Source organism: Wolbachia endosymbiont (group A) of Chalcis sispes (genome assembly GCF_964026765.1).
GTDB classification, from domain to species: domain Bacteria; phylum Pseudomonadota; class Alphaproteobacteria; order Rickettsiales; family Anaplasmataceae; genus Wolbachia; species Wolbachia pipientis.
Window position 1 is genome coordinate 736,678 of sequence record NZ_OZ034697.1, and the last position, 18,598, is coordinate 755,275.

19 protein-coding genes are annotated in these 18,598 nt (G+C 34.2%); 10 read left to right on the forward strand and 9 right to left on the reverse strand.

Translation table 11 applies throughout. The annotated features are described in order from the left end of the window. Window positions 1-43: 43 nt before the first annotated feature. Window positions 44-1,285 carry a hypothetical protein gene (locus tag AAGD72_RS03710; protein WP_341814604.1) on the reverse strand — a complete coding sequence of 414 codons (1,242 nt, stop codon included), beginning with the start codon at window positions 1,283-1,285 and terminating at the stop codon, window positions 44-46. A 265-nt stretch (window positions 1,286-1,550) separates the two neighbouring features. Further along, complete coding sequence (locus AAGD72_RS03715; protein ID WP_238514247.1) at window positions 1,551-1,697, reverse strand: hypothetical protein; 147 nt, start codon at window positions 1,695-1,697, stop codon at window positions 1,551-1,553. Window positions 1,698-1,719: 22 nt separating this feature from the next. Here AAGD72_RS03715 and AAGD72_RS03720 point away from each other — a divergent pair, with 22 nt between their 5' ends. The 3 genes from AAGD72_RS03720 (at window position 1,720) to secF (ending at window position 6,701) form a co-directional block, all read left to right on the forward strand. After that, entirely contained in the window at window positions 1,720-3,567 is a 1,848-nt protein-coding gene (locus AAGD72_RS03720; protein ID WP_341814605.1) for a heme lyase CcmF/NrfE family subunit, read from the forward strand. A 173-nt stretch (window positions 3,568-3,740) separates the two neighbouring features. Beyond that, entirely contained in the window at window positions 3,741-5,636 is a 1,896-nt protein-coding gene (locus tag AAGD72_RS03725) for a hypothetical protein (RefSeq protein WP_341814606.1), read from the forward strand. A 186-nt stretch (window positions 5,637-5,822) separates the two neighbouring features. Further along, a complete protein-coding gene (gene secF / locus AAGD72_RS03730) occupies window positions 5,823-6,701 on the forward strand; it encodes a protein translocase subunit SecF (RefSeq protein WP_341814607.1) in 879 nt (292 codons plus the stop codon). Here secF and AAGD72_RS03735 read toward each other — a convergent pair. Next, a complete protein-coding gene (locus tag AAGD72_RS03735; protein ID WP_006279648.1) occupies window positions 6,698-7,213 on the reverse strand; it encodes a TIGR02281 family clan AA aspartic protease in 516 nt (171 codons plus the stop codon). The two genes, secF and AAGD72_RS03735, sit on opposite strands and share 4 nt — an antisense overlap. Window positions 7,214-7,347: 134 nt before the next feature. Between AAGD72_RS03735 and yidC the strand changes: the two genes are divergently transcribed. The 3 genes from yidC to nusB are packed head-to-tail and all read left to right on the forward strand — an operon-like array spanning window position 7,348 to window position 9,945. Beyond that, window positions 7,348-9,057, forward strand: a complete 1,710-nt coding sequence (gene yidC, locus AAGD72_RS03740) for a membrane protein insertase YidC (RefSeq protein WP_341814608.1) — start codon at window positions 7,348-7,350, stop codon at window positions 9,055-9,057. Continuing rightward, window positions 9,035-9,463, forward strand: coding sequence for a 6,7-dimethyl-8-ribityllumazine synthase (locus AAGD72_RS03745; protein WP_006279647.1), 429 nt, complete (start codon window positions 9,035-9,037; stop codon window positions 9,461-9,463). The genes yidC and AAGD72_RS03745 overlap by 23 nt, the downstream gene beginning before the upstream one ends. Beyond that, window positions 9,463-9,945: a transcription antitermination factor NusB gene (gene nusB / locus AAGD72_RS03750; RefSeq protein WP_064125037.1), complete on the forward strand. Its 483-nt coding sequence runs from the start codon at window positions 9,463-9,465 to the stop codon at window positions 9,943-9,945. Before AAGD72_RS03745 ends, nusB begins: the two co-directional genes overlap by 1 nt. A gap of 132 nt (window positions 9,946-10,077) precedes the next feature. Here the strand turns inward: nusB and AAGD72_RS03755 are convergent, their stop codons facing one another. Next, window positions 10,078-11,034 carry an IS5 family transposase gene (locus AAGD72_RS03755; RefSeq protein ID WP_341814569.1) on the reverse strand — a complete coding sequence of 319 codons (957 nt, stop codon included), beginning with the start codon at window positions 11,032-11,034 and terminating at the stop codon, window positions 10,078-10,080. Between the two features lie 41 nt (window positions 11,035-11,075). Here AAGD72_RS03755 and AAGD72_RS03760 point away from each other — a divergent pair, with 41 nt between their 5' ends. Further along, complete coding sequence (locus AAGD72_RS03760) at window positions 11,076-11,219, forward strand: hypothetical protein (RefSeq protein ID WP_341814609.1); 144 nt, start codon at window positions 11,076-11,078, stop codon at window positions 11,217-11,219. A gap of 469 nt (window positions 11,220-11,688) precedes the next feature. Here AAGD72_RS03760 and AAGD72_RS03765 read toward each other — a convergent pair whose 3' ends face one another. The 4 genes from AAGD72_RS03765 to yihA all read right to left on the reverse strand — a co-directional run bounded on the left by AAGD72_RS03765 (window position 11,689) and on the right by yihA (window position 14,779). Next, the gene (locus AAGD72_RS03765) at window positions 11,689-12,315 is read right to left on the reverse strand and encodes a hypothetical protein (RefSeq protein ID WP_341814610.1); all 627 of its coding nucleotides are present in this window, start codon (window positions 12,313-12,315) and stop codon (window positions 11,689-11,691) included. A 78-nt stretch (window positions 12,316-12,393) separates the two neighbouring features. Beyond that, window positions 12,394-12,855 carry a dUTP diphosphatase gene (gene dut / locus AAGD72_RS03770; RefSeq protein ID WP_006279458.1) on the reverse strand — a complete coding sequence of 154 codons (462 nt, stop codon included), beginning with the start codon at window positions 12,853-12,855 and terminating at the stop codon, window positions 12,394-12,396. Window positions 12,856-13,269: 414 nt separating this feature from the next. Beyond that, window positions 13,270-14,181: an acetylglutamate kinase gene (gene argB, locus AAGD72_RS03775; protein ID WP_341815124.1), complete on the reverse strand. Its 912-nt coding sequence runs from the start codon at window positions 14,179-14,181 to the stop codon at window positions 13,270-13,272. Between the two features lie 4 nt (window positions 14,182-14,185). Further along, complete coding sequence (gene yihA / locus AAGD72_RS03780) at window positions 14,186-14,779, reverse strand: ribosome biogenesis GTP-binding protein YihA/YsxC (RefSeq protein WP_341814611.1); 594 nt, start codon at window positions 14,777-14,779, stop codon at window positions 14,186-14,188. A gap of 98 nt (window positions 14,780-14,877) precedes the next feature. Here yihA and prfA point away from each other — a divergent pair, with 98 nt between their 5' ends. Then, window positions 14,878-15,957 (forward strand): peptide chain release factor 1, encoded by a 1,080-nt coding sequence (prfA, locus tag AAGD72_RS03785; protein ID WP_007548640.1) that lies wholly within the window; start codon window positions 14,878-14,880, stop codon window positions 15,955-15,957. Between the two features lie 28 nt (window positions 15,958-15,985). Here prfA and AAGD72_RS03790 read toward each other — a convergent pair whose 3' ends face one another. Further along, window positions 15,986-17,149 carry a multidrug effflux MFS transporter gene (locus AAGD72_RS03790; protein ID WP_341814612.1) on the reverse strand — a complete coding sequence of 388 codons (1,164 nt, stop codon included), beginning with the start codon at window positions 17,147-17,149 and terminating at the stop codon, window positions 15,986-15,988. Window positions 17,150-17,165: 16 nt separating this feature from the next. On the opposite strand from AAGD72_RS03790, the gene AAGD72_RS03795 reads away from it, so the two are divergent. Next, the gene (locus AAGD72_RS03795; RefSeq protein ID WP_341814613.1) at window positions 17,166-17,396 is read left to right on the forward strand and encodes a hypothetical protein; all 231 of its coding nucleotides are present in this window, start codon (window positions 17,166-17,168) and stop codon (window positions 17,394-17,396) included. Window positions 17,397-17,621: 225 nt separating this feature from the next. Continuing rightward, window positions 17,622-18,551: an AEC family transporter gene (locus AAGD72_RS03800; protein WP_264718681.1), complete on the forward strand. Its 930-nt coding sequence runs from the start codon at window positions 17,622-17,624 to the stop codon at window positions 18,549-18,551. Window positions 18,552-18,598: the final 47 nt, after the last annotated feature.

The window sequence follows — 18,598 nt, forward strand, 5'->3', positions numbered from 1 at the left end:
CTAAGAGCTGTCTTGAATTAAAATTATCCCAAAAACCCCGCCCTTATAACCTAGTTAGCTCAGTTTTAACGTTAATGTGTGAAACTCTTAGCTCTGTTGGAGGATTTTCCAGTTGAATATCTAGCTCATTCTGCATGTTCGATAAACAAATTAAAGCTGAATCAAAATCTTCATCGAACTGTTTTGCTTCATGTATACCATCGATTATTTCCTCTAATTCTTCCACATCATCCATTTCTTGCGGCGCACTTTTTAATATCGCTTTTATTTGGTTTAAGTTTTGACGAATTTTCTCCTGATATCCAACAATTCTCTCTTGATATATATCAATCATTTTTTGACATGCGTTGCCTCTAAATGGATGTTCTTTTTTCTCTTTTATGTAAGAACTTTGAAAGTCTTTACAGTTAAGGATTGCTTCTCTATGTTTTTTTATGTCATTAATTGCGCTGATTATCGACTTATCTATTTTCTTTAAATTTTCTTCCCGTTCTTCTCTTTTAATTATACTTTTGGATTCATTTTTTATCTGGTTCATTTTGTCATAAAGGTTTCTGCATCCTTTGTAAGATGCCATTGGTTGTAATATTCCTTCTTCTACACCTTTATTGTAAAAATTCTTCAACTCATCACTTGATAGTATTGTTATAGCATCTTCCCTTTTACCTTGTGATTTAGGATACTTTTTATTCAATAAACTAACATGATTTAACAAGAAATCTCTAACTAGCCCTTCTTTTTTTACTTCGGATAATCTTTCTAGTGTTTCTATATATTTCAGAGTTTCCGCAAAGAGCTGTCCACCAGAGGGAGCAAATCCTTGAAGTGATTTACTCTGTGCTTTACAAAAATCGGTTTGTAAAAAATCTTCAGCTTGTTTTTTTATTACTGAAAGTTCACTAAAGGCTTTTTCTGGATTGATTTTTCTCAAAATACTAATAGCTTCTCTAATCGCTTTTTCTCTCTTTTTATTACCTTGCTTTTCATTTAATATCAGATGTTCAGTTTTGGTAAAAGCATTACCTTGATCACTCTTTGCAATGTTACAAACGATGTTTTTTACAACTTTTTCAGTTGCTGCATAATCTATTTCTTTTGCAAAGCAGTCAACAAATGATTGCCAAACTTTTTTATTAACAAGCTTACTTGTCTTATTTTCAAAATCTTCTATATCTTTGAATCCCAAAATAGTATAGAGATTTTTTTCGATTATTGGTTCGGCATGTTGTTTTGCCACTTTACCTTTTATATTAAATGGAAATTTACTAATCTTAGTTGTACCCACAATGTTACCTCAATATTAACGCTATCTATAAAAGTATAAAGATTTAATATTTAATTTTTAATTAATGCCAGACAGCTAACTATGGGAGCATTATGCTATAGCTGACCCAAGAAAGATTTCCCTACGTCATACCGCGATTCATTCGCGGTATAGATTCCGCTAACGAGTAGCGGAATGACGAATTTGTTGTTTTTCAAATTGTAGGTAAACCTAAGCCACTTTAGCTATAGCATCAATAGCAAGTGTCAATTAACACTTTAACTTCTTACTTGTCATCAGTAATATTGTTTATATAAAAACTATAATTTTTTATGCCTGAACTTGGGAATATATTGCTATTGCTAGCCTGCTTATTGTCTTTGACATATTTGTTTTTACCGCTTAGTTCTTGTCGGTTTATTACCACTGCCATATTTTTTTGTGTATCAACATCAATGGCTATTTTGATCTACTGCCACATTACAAATGATTTTTCACTTGAAAACGTATACTACCACTCACACACAACAAAACCTTTGATCTACAAGATTTGTGGTGTTTGGGGAAATAAAGAAGGATCTATGTTGCTTTGGACCTTAGTGCTTACCTTTTACCTATTTCTGATGGGTATTTTTATTGATAACGGCAGTAAATTGAAGAAAGTATCCTTGATCACCCAAGGCTTGATTTGCTTTTGTTTTTTACTGTTCACTTTACTTGAATCCAGCCCCTTCACTAAAATGCCAGGCATTGAAACAGATGGACTGGGTTTTAATCCGATATTGCAAGATATAGGCCTTGCTATTCATCCACCGATATTATATTTGGGGTACCTTGGGTTTAGCGTTCCTTTTTCGCTCTCTATAGCTGGATTAATTTTAAATACTGAAGGAAATGTTTGGGCTAAAATTGTCAGGCCTTGGGTACTTATTTCTTGGTCGCTGCTCACTTTGGGCATCAGCTTGGGTAGCTGGTGGGCATATCGCGAACTTGGGTGGGGTGGATTTTGGTTTTGGGATCCAGTGGAAAACGTTTCTTTGATGCCGTGGCTAATTGCAGTAGCGCTGACACATTTGTTGCTCGTGGTACGGAATTTCAATGTTTTAAGGAACTTTGCTATTTTACTTACGCTTACAACTTTTATATTGAGTGTGACTGGAACATTTCTAGTTCGCTCAGGAATACTCACCTCAGTGCACACGTTTGCAGATGACCCAAGGTATGGACTATATATATTAGCTCTACTTGGTGTAATTACAGTCAGTAGCCTTGTAGTATTTATCGCATTTGCAAAAAAGAATAGATCTCTTACACCACCACCTGTCATCCCAGTGCTTGGCACTGGGATCCAGGAAAAAAATATAGAGGGACCTAATTACACACCAAAGCAAAACTTCTCTGTTTTCTCCCGCTTTACAATGATGTTAATGAACAATCTATTATTTATCACTGCCTTTTTCATTGTGTTCGTTGGCACTTTATACCCTACAGTGCTCGAATATTTAACCGGTGAATTAATTTCAGTTGGAGCACCATACTATAATTCCTTATTTAACCCTATTGCACTGGCTATTCTAGTGCTCACCATGATCGGGCAATACTGCAGTTGGCAGGGAAATAGTCTATTGCCAATATTCCGCGAATATAGATTTTCATTCTGCAGTGCTGCAGCTATTTTGCCGTTTATCTTTCACATGGAGCTAATAATTGTACTATCAATTACTATCTCCATAGCATTATTAATCTTTGTTTTAGAAGCATACAGTAAAAGAATTCGTTTATTTAAGAGCGAATCAATTTTATTAGCAAAAAAAGTTTCTAAATCCTACTATGCAATGATGCTTGCTCATGCTGGAGTGGCAATTCTAGTGCTTGGTATAGCATATTCGGTTGGTTGGCAGGAGAAAAAAGAAAATTACTTAAAAATAGGGGATAGCATAACAGTCAATAAGTTTAAAGTTACTTTACGAAATATTGAGCTAATAAAAGAAAAAAATTTCCATGCAGTGAGAGGTACAATGGATATCAGGAATTTGCTGAATAATAAGATATTAGGTGAGATGACCCCTGAATATAGATTTTACCTTGTGGAAGGTCAGAAAAATGTTGAAAGCAGTATCTACCACAATTTGCTTTCTGATATTTATGTTGTAATTGGAGAGATTGATAAGAGTAAGAGCAAAATCGCAGCTAAAGTGCACTATAAACCTGGAATGTCTATAATCTGGCTTGGATCCTTTCTTATTGCTTTTGGTTCGCTCCTTGCTGCTTTTCCTTTTAGTGGACGAGCAAGGATTGTCTAGCTGTCGTGGATTTATTAACAACGCTCCTAGGTCCAGAGTGCAACGTATGAGAAATTACCGAGCTATAGATACTGATTTGCAAAGGTTAGAACCAAAGAAAGTTATATTTTTTTATTGACAGACCTATATATTACGATATTCACTAAGGGATTAGTGAGTGATGGTTATACAATATGAATGGTGAGGTATCAGGCAAGGAAGAAGTTATGCACACTCCTCTACAGCACTCCGATGATTCTTGTACAAGTGATAACAGTAATAATCATAGGTCAGGTGATTCAGATTCAGAAGAAGGTGATGGCCATGATTCAGGTATTAGTTCCGATGATGAGGATAACCGGACAACTTATACAGAAGTACAATTAACTAGTGATTCTCTTGGTAGCCAAAGATATACAAGAATATGCATTCCAACAACAACTGATGGTTGGGTAGGTGAAAATAATCATCAGACTGGTTTATCAGGTGATTTGCCAGACGTGAGTAATAATCCACAAATTTTTGAAAGTACTGATTCAGTAGAGCATAATTCTACCTGCAATGATCATGTAATTTGTGATTCAGGTCACAATTCTGACGATGAGGATCAGATTCCAGAGGACTTTCCTTCAAGGAAACGAGTACGATCGATTGAAATTGATCAGTTTGAACCGTTGTACAAGAAGAGGAAAATAGAAGCACAAAATAATCAAAAATATACAGAAAATGTATGTAATCCAACAAATGGTGGTTTGTTAGGTGAAAGTGATAATCAACAGATTTCTGAAGATACAGAAATAACTTCTGATTGTAATCCAGATGATTCAGATCCAAAAGGGAATGAGGGCTATGGTTCAGATGGTTCTTGTGAAAGTAAAGAAAATTTGACAAAGGGCGCTGGTGGTAGTAATCAGACTTTTGAAGGTGAACAGAAAAGCTCAGAATTTCCGAAAGTTAACAATTGGTCAGATAGTGATGGGAACTCAGAAGACAGTTCGGACTGTGGTGATGATAATGTTGGTCATTATGATACAGATTGTGGTGAACGCTACAGTCATCTAAGTTTTCATGATGAAAACACAAACATAATAAGAAAAAAAGATTCTTTTTTTTTAGCCCAAATAGAACTGAATAAAGCAGAAAGGGAGAAGTATGAAAATATTTGGCAAGAAATGGACAAAATCCTTAGTAGTTCACATGAAGTTGGTCTATGTGAAGATGATATTGAGGAGTTGAAAGGGAGACTTGATGAAGTTATAAGCCAAGCACTGGAACAAAGAATTATGTTCACTTTTCCATATAGAGACGGCGAGTCCTTTGTAGACTGTATAATTAATACAACACAAGAACTATATTGGGTCGATTCTACTGAGAATTCTAGACTTCTAGAGGAGAAAAAGATATTACAAGTAATATCGGAGGGTGCAACTTTAAATAAATTTACTAAAGAAAGGTACGATGATTATGTAAATTGTATTTACAGAGAAAAAGAGATTTTAAGTCAAAGGAATAAAAATATTTTAGGACTTAATAATTTAGCATATGAAAGTATTGTAAACAAAAGCAAGCAGACTCAAAATGTATTAGGAGTAGACAAGGATAATGGATATTTTTGTATAGAATATTTGCAAGATAGTATTGTTGAAGTTGCAGAAATCCTAAACAATGAAAAAGCCAAAGACTTAAATTTAAGAGTTGGCATACTCAAAATTGGAGAAAGTATAGTAAGAGTTGAAAATGTAGAAGAAATAGGGGGAAAAAGAAATTACATGGATGTCTCAAAAGGTGGTATTGAAATGTCTTTTACTACTGAGGTAGGAAAGATAAGTGTTTATCTAAGTCCTAGTGAGAAAGGCAGCAATAAAATAAAAGTGGAGATTGATGGGGAAAACAGAGCAAGGCTTAATGAGTTAAAAGATAAGGGAAAAAGTTTAGGGGAAAACTGTCTTTTAGGAGGAAAAAGTGTTGAGGAAGCTATAGAGCACGAAAGTTTTGAAAGGTATGGCAGTGTACCTAACACTGCTATGAAGGAACCTAGCTTAGATTGCGTTGCTAACATAACAAGGGGGGGGATAAGCTTGCAGAGATAAAATGATGGGCCAAATTGGCAGTATTTCGCTTTTGTAATGTACTTCAAAATGGTAGTATGCAAGCTAGATAGAACTTAATTGACAGACAAGAATTAACTGATGGAAAAATTGACATAATCAAACAATCACAGAATAAACTAGTGAATTTTTTGAAAAGTATATAAAATTCAAGTTTAAGTAAATAGCATGGCACTTAGACTCATTCCAGATAACCTCAATATAAAATTTAGTAAATATAGGGATTTGACTGCACTCGTTAGCATTATTCTTATCATCTTTTCAATGCTCATTGTTGTACTGCGTGGAGTGAACTTAGGCATAGACTTTGCAGGCGGAATTTTGATAGAGATAAAATCTTCAGATGAGAATCACTCTATTCTCGATGCATTGAAAGAAAATGGTTTTACAGTGCAGAGTTCAAAAGCGGGTGATAATTTAGTCATGCGTTTTAAAGATGAAGGAGATGAAGATAAAATCAAAAAGATAAAAAGCATACTAGAAGAAAAGCTGGGGAGCTCAATAAGCTATCGTAAAATAGACTATGTTGGCCCACAAATAAGCTCAACACAAATATTTGAAGGAATGTTATCCATGTTGATCGCGATTGTTGGAATATTTTTTTACGTTTGGTTTAGATTTAATTGGCAATGTGGATTCAGTGGAATAACAGCACTGATTCATGACGTGATTTTAACTGTTGGTTTTATTAGCCTAACTGGCATTGAGTTTAATATTTCATCAGTTGCAGCTCTCCTTACTGTCATTGGTTATTCAATCAATAACTCAGTAATTATATATGATCGGATTCGAGAGTATCGCAGGAGTGGTAAAAGTGGGCGGATGAGTGAGGTAGTAGATGCAAGTATCAACGCTACATTATTTCGCACTATATTAACTTCTGGTACAACCCTTCTTGCTGCTCTTCCTTTGGTATTAATCTGCACAGATGCAGTGAGAGACTTCAGCTTGATCATTTTTTTTGGTATTTTGATTGGCACTTGTTCTGCAATATTTATTTCTGCCCCTATATTGACCTACAGAGCTTTAGATTGTAGAAGTGTTTAGTCGCGGTATAATATCAACTTATTATCTCTTATAGTGAAATGAAAATACCTTAAAAAGCTCATTCCAAGTAGTGAATGAGACATAGAATGAGTGTTAACGCTTGCCTGTACATCATTAATCAAAAAATTTCCTATTTTAACTTGAGGTATTTGAACCACTCCAGCTTTTATTTGACCTTTCGCAGTTTCATATATTTTAAAATCCTGAACATTTTGTAAGTTAATACCAACATGTAATGCGTCTTTTTGTGATAGAACAATATCGGTTGCTCCAGTATCAAGCAAAAACGTTATATTGCGATCATTGACTTGAGCCTGAATATAAAAGTGTCCATCATATGACTTCGTAAATTCAATACTTCCACTATTCTGACCGCTATTTTGAATTCTTCCTTTATATGGTAAAAAAGTACTGAGAAATCTGTCGCTTAGTTTGTCCCTTTGTGAATCAATAAGCATTGCAGTAGTGGCTATTATTAGCAACCAAATAACTAGATTTTTCACCGCGTTCATATTGTTAAAATTTGAAGCTATTAAAATAAATTTTAAAGATTAGCGTTAAAAGTTATTATTAAAAATAAGTAAATTTCATTGTTTTAGTACAATATTTAGTATACACTTTAAGAAGATATGTTTGATTTAATTTCATGTCAGAAGCAAAAAGTTTAATTTTGGCAGCTATCCTTTCCATGTTAATCATGGTGTCTTGGCGTATTATTTATGATAATTTTTTTAGTACAAACCAAAATCAGCCATTGATTGAAAATATTGAACATATCGAATCTTTTAACGACCTTGCTCGTATAATACACCAAAATCGTTCTGAAATTATTAATTCTACTCGAGAACAGAGGGTTAGTTTAACCAATAACATGATTAAAGGATCAATTTCTCTGAAAGGTGCAAGGTTTGATGACTTAATTTTAACTAATTACCACTTAGAACCGAGTTCTTCTTCTCCACAAGTGGTGTTACTGTCACCTGCAGAATCAAAAGATGTATATTTTGCAGAATTTGGGTGGCTCGATCCGAGTAACAAGATTAAAGTTCCAGATTCTAAGGCAGTTTGGCAAGCAGAGAAACTCAATCAAAAAGAGGTCAATTTATTTTGGGATAATGAAAATGGCATTTTATTTAGAATGAAAATTAACCTCGACGATAATTACATGTTTAAAGTTGAGCAAGTTGTTGAAAATAATACAAAGGATAATGTAGTTTTGGTTCCTTATGGTAAAATTAACCGTAAACGTGACAATATCAACGAATCTTATTGGATATCCCATGAAGGAGTACTGGGTGCATTTGATAATAAACTAGAGGAGTGGACATATAAGGATATTTCCAAAAAACATTTAATAAAAGCAAGCACGAGTGAAAAAAATTGGTTTGGTTTTGCTGATAAATACTGGCTCACAGCCATCATACCTGAAAAATCTGATAAAATAAATGTAAGCATTAAACACACAAACGTTAATAATACTGATAAATTCCAAGTAGATTTTGTCAAACCTTACAAGAGCATACTTCCTGGTGCAAGCGTTTCTAATGTGAATTATTTTTTTGCTGGAGCAAAAAAGTTGAATTTACTGGATTCTTATAAGGACACTCTCAATATACCCCTGTTTGATAAAGCTGTAGATTTTGGTGTTCTTTACTTTATAACTAAACCAGTGTTTTTACTGCTTGAATATTTTAACTTCGTTTTAAAAAATTTTGGCTTAGCAATATTATTGCTGACTTTAGTAATCAAACTTTTGATGCTTTCCTTATCTAATAGATCATATATTTCGATGTTTAAGGTAAAAAGCCTGCAGCCTGAATTAACTCGTATAAAAGAGTTGTATAAAAATGACAGCTTAAAGCAGCATAAAGAGACAATTGCATTGTTTAAGAGAAACAACGTAAATCCAATGTCGAGCATTTTTCCCATGCTAATACAAATACCGGTATTTTTTGCTCTATATAAAGTATTATTTGTTACTATAGAGATGAGGCATGCTCCTTTTTTTTTATGGATTAAGGATCTTTCAGCTCCTGACCCAACGAACATCTTTACATTATTTGGGTTGTTTAATTATAACTTTCCTATTTCTATAGGCATTTTACCTATAATTTTCGGTGCCACCATGATAATTCAGCAGAAGCTAAGTGAGAAAGATCAAACCAGTAAAGATGATATTCAAGTAAATGTTATGAAGTTTTTACCTTACATTTCTGTCTTTATTTTTTCTTCTTTTCCTGCCGGCCTGGTAATATATTGGATATTTAGTAATATTATAACTCTAATTCAACAGTCATTAATAAAGTTGTTTTTAACAAAAAAAGTGGTAGTAAATGTCGAGAATACTAATAGTTAATTCGATTTATTATACTGAAATAGCGAACCTTTTGCTTGAAGGTGCAATTGATAAATTAAAAGGCAGTAATGCCAGTTACGATGTAGTTGAGGTTCCTGGTACATTTGAGATACCAGCTACAATTCTTTTTGCAGTCAAGAGTGGGCATACTAATTATGATGGTTATTTAGCTCTTGGGTGCGTAATTCGCGGTGAAACCGATCATTATCAATATGTTTGTAAAGGAGTAATTGAAGGCTTAAATGAGGTTGTTATGCATTATGCAATACCCCTTGGTATGGGTGTAATTACCGCTGACAGCAAAGATAAAGCACTAGTTAGAGCTGATAAAAACAAAAAGAACGTTGGTGGCCATGCAGCCTCAACTGTTTTGCGTATGATAGATTTACACAATAAATTAAAATAATGGAGGAAAAACCAGTAGATAAAAAGTGGCGCATAAAAAGAAGCACGGCAAGATTTCTTGCTGTACAAATTGCTTATTCAAATATTTTCGTAGGTTACAACAAAAGCACTTTTAAACTGGAAAATTGTGAGCTTAAGGACTACATAAGTAAGTTGAGAGATATATTTGAATGTGAAGAATTTGAACATCAGTTCTTAGAAAACTTGTTATATAAGGTTATAAAAAGCAGTGAAGAATATGATAAAATAATAGAGTCTTATTTACATCCAAGTTGGTCCCTTTCACGGTTAAATCTTATAAGCTTATCTATTTTGCGTGTTGCAATATGTGAGTTAGCTAATTGTGATACGCCAGTTCCAGTTGTCATTAATGAATATACTAACATTGCATCTGATTTACTTGATAAACCAAGCGAAATTGGTTTTATTAATGGGTTATTGGATAAGGCAAAAGATGCAGTTAAATTAAATAAAAATCCTTAGCAATTATAGCCAGCAAGCACAAGGTGTCATCCGAGTAGCTGCTGTATGAACATTGTCTACCAGATCCCAGTGCTTGACACTGGAATGGCTTTGTTGCATCGCTCTTCGGATAGTAGGTAACGCACAATAAATTTATGAAGCTATCTCAAATTTAGCCATACCAATATCAGTGAACTTATTGAGCAAATAGCATTTAACAAGTAGTTCCTTCTCACGATTAATCTCAGATTTGCTCCTAAAACTAAACCCAAATATTCGCTTCAACCTTGAGAAAAATCCTTCAATATACGATCTTTTTCCGTAATTTACTTCTTCTTTCCATCTTTTTATACCATTCTCACCATGTAATTTCATTAACTGAATAGCGGCATTTCTATCAAGCATATAATCCAATTTTGGATGCTCTGCTGCGTTGTTTTTCGGAGGAATTTTCGTTTTTATACCATATTGATTACACAGCTTATAGAGCTTTTCTCTATCATATGCCCTATCTGCATATAGTACTTTTATGACATACTGAAAATCGACTTCTTTTAGCAAATCACAAGCTCCATAGTGATCAGAGTAGACACCATTACTGTATTTTACAGCTATGGCTTTTTTGCTGTTTGTATTCAACATTACATGCAATTTTCTTGTCTGTTCATAGCTGCGATACTTTCTATCTTCGCTATTTTCCTTGCTATGACCAGGAGTGTTGTTGTATATACTAATTCCTGTACTGTCTATAGCAATTTCGATATCTTCCATATTATTTTTATCAATTCTGCAATCATTGATCTTAATATTAAGTTTCTTAAACCTTCTTGATGATTGTGAATAGCTGATAACTTGCAAATTTTTCCCAATTTGCTCAAGGTATCCTGCTATAAACCCAACTGTTTGCCTCAGGCCTATTCTAAATAAACAAGTTATTATGTGCACCAAAATTACAACTTTATCGCTATAAATATTGTTGCCACCTGGTATTTTTGGACCATTCTCGTACCACTTTTCTATGGCTTCGTTGATATAATGAAAAATATTTCCTCTTTTTTCTAGAAATTTGTTATATTCGCTATGGTTACTGACCCTCATTTTTTGTGGCATATTTTTTCTTTCAAGGTTAAATGGCTATTTTATAATGAATTTTGTCAGTAGCCACCAGATTTTTTCAGTTGCTATGCAACAAAGCCCACTGGAATCCAGAAAAATTGATTGTGCACTATACAACATTTTCGATCAAAAGCTGGATCCCAGTGGGCTTTGTTGCATCGCTACTTATGAAAGGCTAACTATAATTAGGATTATAAGCAACCTATTGAAAATCTTGTTTTTTTGCAATCAATCTGATCAAATTTAAGAATAGTAATTTATTATTTATATTAATAAATTTAATTCTATTGAAAATAGCTAAAGCATTGAAATTCTTGAATTTTAGCCAGATTAGTGAGCGGTAGTGAAATTTCTTTTACTCAAATTTAGGTATTCACTGACCGTTCTTGTTATAAATACCAGAATAATAAGCTACTGATATTCCCTATCTTTTTTATCTTTAATCCATCATAGCTAGCGATGCAACAAAGCCATCCCAGTGTCAGCTACTCGGATGACAAGAAAGGGAACACTGGAATTTTTGTTTCAGCATTAGCCATGCATCTAAACAGATACGTTGCCTTGAGAATCGCAACATCCATGCAGTTATGCGCGTAACACTGAAAATCAAAAAAACAAAGAGGCAGACTTAATCTACCTCTTTTATACTTAGTTGTCTAGTTCTTTTCCTTTTCCTTTAGCAGCTTGTTCAACAATAGGTGAGCCTAAATAAGTGTTAACCTCTTTAGCACCATCTTTGTCTAAACCTAATGTTTTATTCCATTCTGTTTTATCTACTGTCTCGAACTTACCTTCTTTGTTTTTCACTTCTAGTGAATCTATCTCGAAGAGTAAAGTATTGCCTAGCTTATTGGTAAACTGATTAATATCAACAATAATACGGTAGTTCTTGCCTTCTAAGCTGAAGTCTATATAATATTTATCCTTTTCTACCTGACCCTCTTCATCTTTAACTTGGTTATTCCTTGCCATTTCCGTAAATGTGTCTTTTGTTACTAGCAACCCATCCTTAGTGACCTTCAGAGCTTTCAACTCAGATATTTCGTTATTTTTACTGATAGCGTATATTGCTAAATAAGTCAGCGCAGCAGCAACAAATGCTAAAACGCCCATTCCAAGTGGTGTAGCTGCAAAAGCTGCTAGCTTGCAAGTTGAAGGCCTCCAAAGCGGTGTTGAAAGTATTGCTAATCCACCTATAACGTATATAGCAGTAAATGCAACAAATACAGTGTTTGCTTTGTGGAGCTGGCCACAATGATTTTTGAAAGTTAGCATAAACGACTTCATTTAATAAAATATTAATATGCTTAAATTGTGTATAAAAGAACTGTCATAGTCAAGCTTTTTCGTAAGCTACCTGCCGCTTGAGCCAAAGCCCCCTGCATTGCGACCGGTTTCTTCTGCGCAGAATTCTTCTCTGTCATCCCAAATTACCTGAGATACAGGAGAAATAAGGATTTGTGCGATTCTATCTCCTCTTTTTATTTCGTATGGCTGATTACTTAGATTAATTAGACAAATTTTAACTTCACCTCGATAATCAGAGTCTATAGTACCCGGAGAATTTAAGACAGTGATTCCATGTTTTGCAGCAAGACCAGAACGTGGGCGGATTTGCCCCTCAAAACCGTTTGGTATTGCAATCACAATTCCAGTTGGAACAAGTAATCTTTCAAGTGGATTTAAAACAGCAGAATCATTCAATGCAGCATAAAGATCCATGCCAGCACTCTGCGTAGTTGCATAACATGGAAGAGACAAGTCTTCTCCGTGTGATAATCTTTTTATTTCTACTTTAATTTTACTTCTTTGCACTCCAATTTACCATCTATGAAGACTCAATTATAGCATGTAAATTGTATCTGCAAAAGTGATAAATGTAAATGATGTCATTCCAGCGCGTGACGCTAGGCCATAAAATTCCTTGACAAGTTCAGTGCTCCTTTTTTTGTCATCCCAGTGCCCCTATGATGTTATTCCAGTCTGGAATCTAGTCCTTATTATGCAGCCACTTGGTTGAAATTAAGTCTTCTGGATCCCAGTGTCTGGGCACTGGGATGACATCATAAGGGCGCTGGGATGACACCCTGACAACCGTCATCCCGCTACTTGTTAGCGGGATCTAGAGATACCGCGAATGAATCGCGGTATGACGTAGATTGCTGTCATTCCAGTGTCAGCTACTTGAATGACACCCTCTTGGTATTCGTGTAGTTGTAAGCAGTATAGCTATAAATCACTCACAATCGATATGCTTGAATTATTCTCAGTAAATAAATCAAGCATAATGTTAGGTATTCTACCATCAACTATGTGAACAACTCCAGCACATTCCTCCGCCATTTTAACGTATGCCATAAGCCTTTCAATAAATTTTTCCCCTTTAATTTTCCCACAATCAATCGATGCATTTAAATTTTTAACAGATATCTTCCTGCCACCAATTTTATCTATTTCTTCATCTGTGTCACTCAAGATTATCATTTTAGATGCAGAAACTGCAATTGCAATTGCGCTTGCAGTACTATCGGCATCAATATGATATGTTTCCCCATCTTTTCCATGACCAATTGGTGCAATAACTGGTATAAAGTCTGATTCTTCAATAAAAAATAATATATCAGGATTGATTTCAGTGGGTCTACCGATGAACCCCATGTCTAATATCTTTTCGATATTATTTGATCTATCTTCTCTAAGCGTAGCGGTTATTTTTTCGGCTTTAATTAAGTTACCATCTTTTCCACATAATCCAATAGCTGAACCACCAGCAGAATTTATATGCTGAACAATTTTTTTATTAACTGAGCCACACAGTGCCATTTCAATGATTTTCATAGTGTCTCTGTCTGTAAGTCTGATACCATTCACAAATTTACTGTCCATACCCAGCACTTTTAACACCGAGTTAATTTCATATTCTCCGTCATGAATTATTACCGGATTTATACCAAGCTGCTTCAACAAGACAACATTATGCACAAAAGTATTAAATAGTGTTTCATCTAAGATTATTGTACCACCGCATTTAATGACAAAAGTCTCGCCTACAAAGCTAGGTATATTAGATAGCACTTCAAGTAATATTTCTGCTTTTTGTTCAAATGATACCTCACCCTTTAAAAATTCACTACTCTTCATTTTTTTATCTTGTAAACTTGAAAAACTCATCTCTTACCTTGGTTATTTTATGCTTAACACGGATGCTCATTTGATGAATTGACACATTCTCATTATTAATCCATCTTTGAATATCTTCTATAACAGCACCTAAGCTTTTTTGACTTACTTTATCTATTTTTGTTAGCACAATGTTAAAGTTAATGTTATTATATATTAACCAATAAATGAAGTCTTTGTCTATTTCTTTTAATCCTACCTTGCTATCTATCAACACAAACACTCTTCTTAGATTTTCTCTTTGAATTAAATAATACTCAATTAAGTTTAAATATTGTATAATTTCCTCCTTGCCTGCATGAGAGTAGCCATACCCTGGTAGATCAACAAGTCTGAACTTATCATCGTACATAGAGTAAAAATTTATTTGTCTAGTGCATCCAGGTTTAGAGGAAACTCTGGCAGCTTTTTTGCTGTTTATCAGTAAGTTGATCAGACTGGATTTTCCTACATTTGATCTACCAGCAAACGCAATCTCTGGAGCCGACTCATTTGGTAATGATTTTATGTCCGAAGCTCCAAATATGAAATTGCAGTTTGATGTTATCTGTTTTGCCATTATATTCAACTAGAAGGTAGTAGGTATATTATAGTGTTATTGCTTGATATAAGAAATTTTTTATTTCAGTATATATTACTTAGCTAGATCTGTGCTATATGGATATGGAAAATAATTTACAAGACTTAAAGAAAAAATTTAATGATATAGAGAGGAATTTGGAAAATCCTACCAATTTAAGTCAAAAAGAATTCATTACCCTTTCAAAGGAATACTCTGAGCTCAGGCCAATAATCAAGATAATTGATGAATATAACACGCTGAAAGAGGAAATTTCAGACTTAGAAGAAATAATGAAAGATGAAAACAGCGAAGGTGATATAAAAGAGTTAGCAAAAGAAGAATTCTTCGAAAAGCACAAGGTATTATTACCAAAAATAAAAGCAAAATTAAAGTTAGCACTATTGCCCAAAGATGAAGATGACTCAAGAAATGCAATATTAGAAATCAGAGCAGGCACAGGCGGAGAAGAAGCAGCATTATTTGCAGCAATGTTATTTCGTATGTATCAAAAATATGCAGAAAGAAGAAATTGGAAGTTCGAGCCAATAAGCATTTCTAATACAGGTATAGGTGGCTATAAGGAAGCTTCTGCACTCATTAATGGAACAGAAGTTTTTGCAAGGTTGAAATTTGAATCAGGGGTGCACAGAGTACAGAGAGTGCCAGAAACTGAATCCTCAGGAAGGTTGCATACCTCTGCCGCTACTGTTGCGATATTACCTGAAGTAGAAGAAGTTGACTTTAAAATAGAAGAAAAAGACTTACGAATAGATGTTTATAGATCCAGTGGTCCTGGAGGGCAATCAGTGAATACAACTGACAGCGCAGTAAGGGTCACCCACTTGCCAACAGGGATAGTTGTGATACAGCAAGATGAAAAATCGCAGCACAAAAATAAAGCTAAAGCGCTCAAAGTATTGAGGGCAAGGCTATACGAAATTGAAAGACAAAAAAAAGAAATGGAAAGGTCAACAATGAGGAAAAGTCAGATTGGCTCTGGTGATCGTTCCGAGCGCATAAGAACATATAATTTCCCGCAATCAAGAATAACAGACCACAGAATTAATCTAACTTCACATCGGCTAGAGCAGATTATAAAAGAAGGTGAACTAGATGAATTTATTGAGGCATTAATTTCACGTAATGAAGCAGAAAGATTGGCCGGGGAAAGTTAATCGCTCACATCTGTAAAAAGATCATTAATTATACCGGATCTTTTAAAAACAATAAACAGGCAGTAAAAACAAGTTCTAGTACTATCGCGGATAGAACAAGAACAGCTACACTAATTGTTTGACCATTGTAAACGTAGCTTGTTAAGCCGATAAAAATAGCCATGATAAAAGCTCTAATGAACGAGACTGCAGAAGAAGCTGTGCCTTTAATTTCGGGGAAAACATTTATTGATGCATTAAAAATCACTGGCTGGCAAATTGCACAACCGATAGAAAAAATAATCATAGACAGTGTTACTAAGTAGAAAGAGTGGGGTACAATTATACTGAATATTACAAGCAATAGAGACCCAATAGCACCCACGCTCGTACCAGAAATTACACACTTTATTGCTCCAAGTTTCTGCAAGATTTTGCCAGCAAATAGACTGATGAGTGAGAAGCACCCAACTATTGCACCTTGATGTAGTGCATAAATAGTGCTAGATAAACCAAAAGTCTTCATATACAGAAAAGGTCCACAAGTAATGAATGACATATACGCAGCAGAAAAGAGGCTTGACATCAAAGACAACGTAACAAACTTCGGACTAGATAGTAGTTTTCTGTAATCTTTCATCATTTTTTTCAAACTGAAAATATCGCGGTCCTTTTTTGTTTCTGGTAACGCTAAAAGCAGCAAAACCCAAGAGATCAAACAAAGTATTGCAACAGTTGCATAATTACCACGCCATCCTACAATTTCATTGATGAAACTGCCTAACACTGGCGCAATTGCCATGACAACTGTAAGAACAGAATTCATGATTCCAATAAATTTCACCGCTTCATCACCTTTATAGCTGTCTGCAACAATTACAAACACAACTACAGATGTGCTAACACCAATGCCCTGAACAAAGCGAGAGATTAAAAGCCAAAAAATCGACGGTGCAAAAACACAACCAACAGCGCCGATTAATAACAAAGTGTTACCTATGATCATAATTCTCCTTCTGCCGTAGCATTCAGACAATGGACCGAAAAACAACCCTCCTATGCAAAAGCCTAAAAAATTATAAGCAATAGTTAATTGAATTGTTCCTTCTGATACGTTAAAATAGCGCACCATATCAGGAAAACTAGGTACGGAAATGTCAATCTCAATGAACTTGGCAATTAGAGACAGGATTAATAGAAATGGTAGTAACATTTGAGATTTTCAATTAATGAATAAAAATATCACATTTAAAGCGTTGAAAGAAGAACATTTTTTACTGTTATTAAAATGGTTAGAAACACCTCACGTAAAGAGGTGGTGGGATGCGGATATAAATTGGACACCAGAGTTAATTGAGAAAAATATGACAACTATGTTAAAGCTCTTACTCTCTGTCCTAACTTTACTTATTTCCTCTTACTTTTTCAACAGTCCGTCTAAATTACTACAAGCAGTTTAATTTTTAGTAAATATGTCATTATTTAAAAATATGCAAGAAGCTTTATAGAAACTTAACATAATTTTATCATAAAAATGTCATTCTTAAGTCCTATGTAAAAACAAATTTTGGCACTAATTTAATTAACTATGAGCTGGATAAATTGGAAAATAAATTTTGTTTACTTTTACAATACCTTAAGATCTAATATCACTTTATCAGTCAAAAGTATCACAATAGGCTAGTATGTTCCTTACTCTTTTCCTAAAAATATTACCTATTTATATTACAATGTTTATTGGTTATTTAGCAGGAAAATGTCTTAAAATTGATAGAAACACTCTATCTCAAATACTCTTTTATATAGCTAATCCAATAGTGATTTTATATGGAGTCTCTCATACAGAAGTTAATTTAAAAGTAATTTCTCTGCCGATTTTGATATGGTTTATAGGTAGCACTATGTCCTTATCAGTGTATTATCTTTCTTCTTTTTTATTTAAGGATAACACGAGAAACATATTAGCATTTAGCTCGGGTAGCACAAGTATGGGTTATTTTGGCCTGCCGATTGCCATGGCTTTATTTGATGAAGATTCAGTATCTGTATATGTTGTTTGTTATATAGGAATGGCGCTATTTGAAAACAGCTTAGGATTTTACATAGCTGCAAATGGTATTTATACCGCAAAAGAATGCATATTAAAGTTGTTCAAACTTCCTTCGCTTTATGCGATGGTTCTGGGCTTCTTTTTAAGTATATACGATATACAAATACCTACTTTTTTAACAGATGTTATGATGAATATTAGAAGTACATTTGTCACATTAGGAATGGTGCTACTTGGAGTGAGCATTGCGAATATTGCAAGCTTTAAAATAGATTGGAAGCTTGCTTTGATCACTATTACAGCAAAGTACGTATTCTGGCCACTGTTTGTTTTAGGAATTGTCCTTTTAGACAAGCATGTTATAGGTATATACGATGAGAGCATATATAAAGCACTGATGTTGCTGGCTATTATTCCAGTTTCTGGGTCCAGTATAATACTTGCTAATATTTTGAATTATCAACCAGATAAAGCTACTCTGTTGCTTCTAATCAGTACTGCAGTGGGACTGTTTTATGTTCCACTAATAATATCATTATTTTTTACTAAACTTGTTCCTTTTTGATCAAAAAATTAAGCGCTTGCACAACCATTATTTGGGTAACAACACAA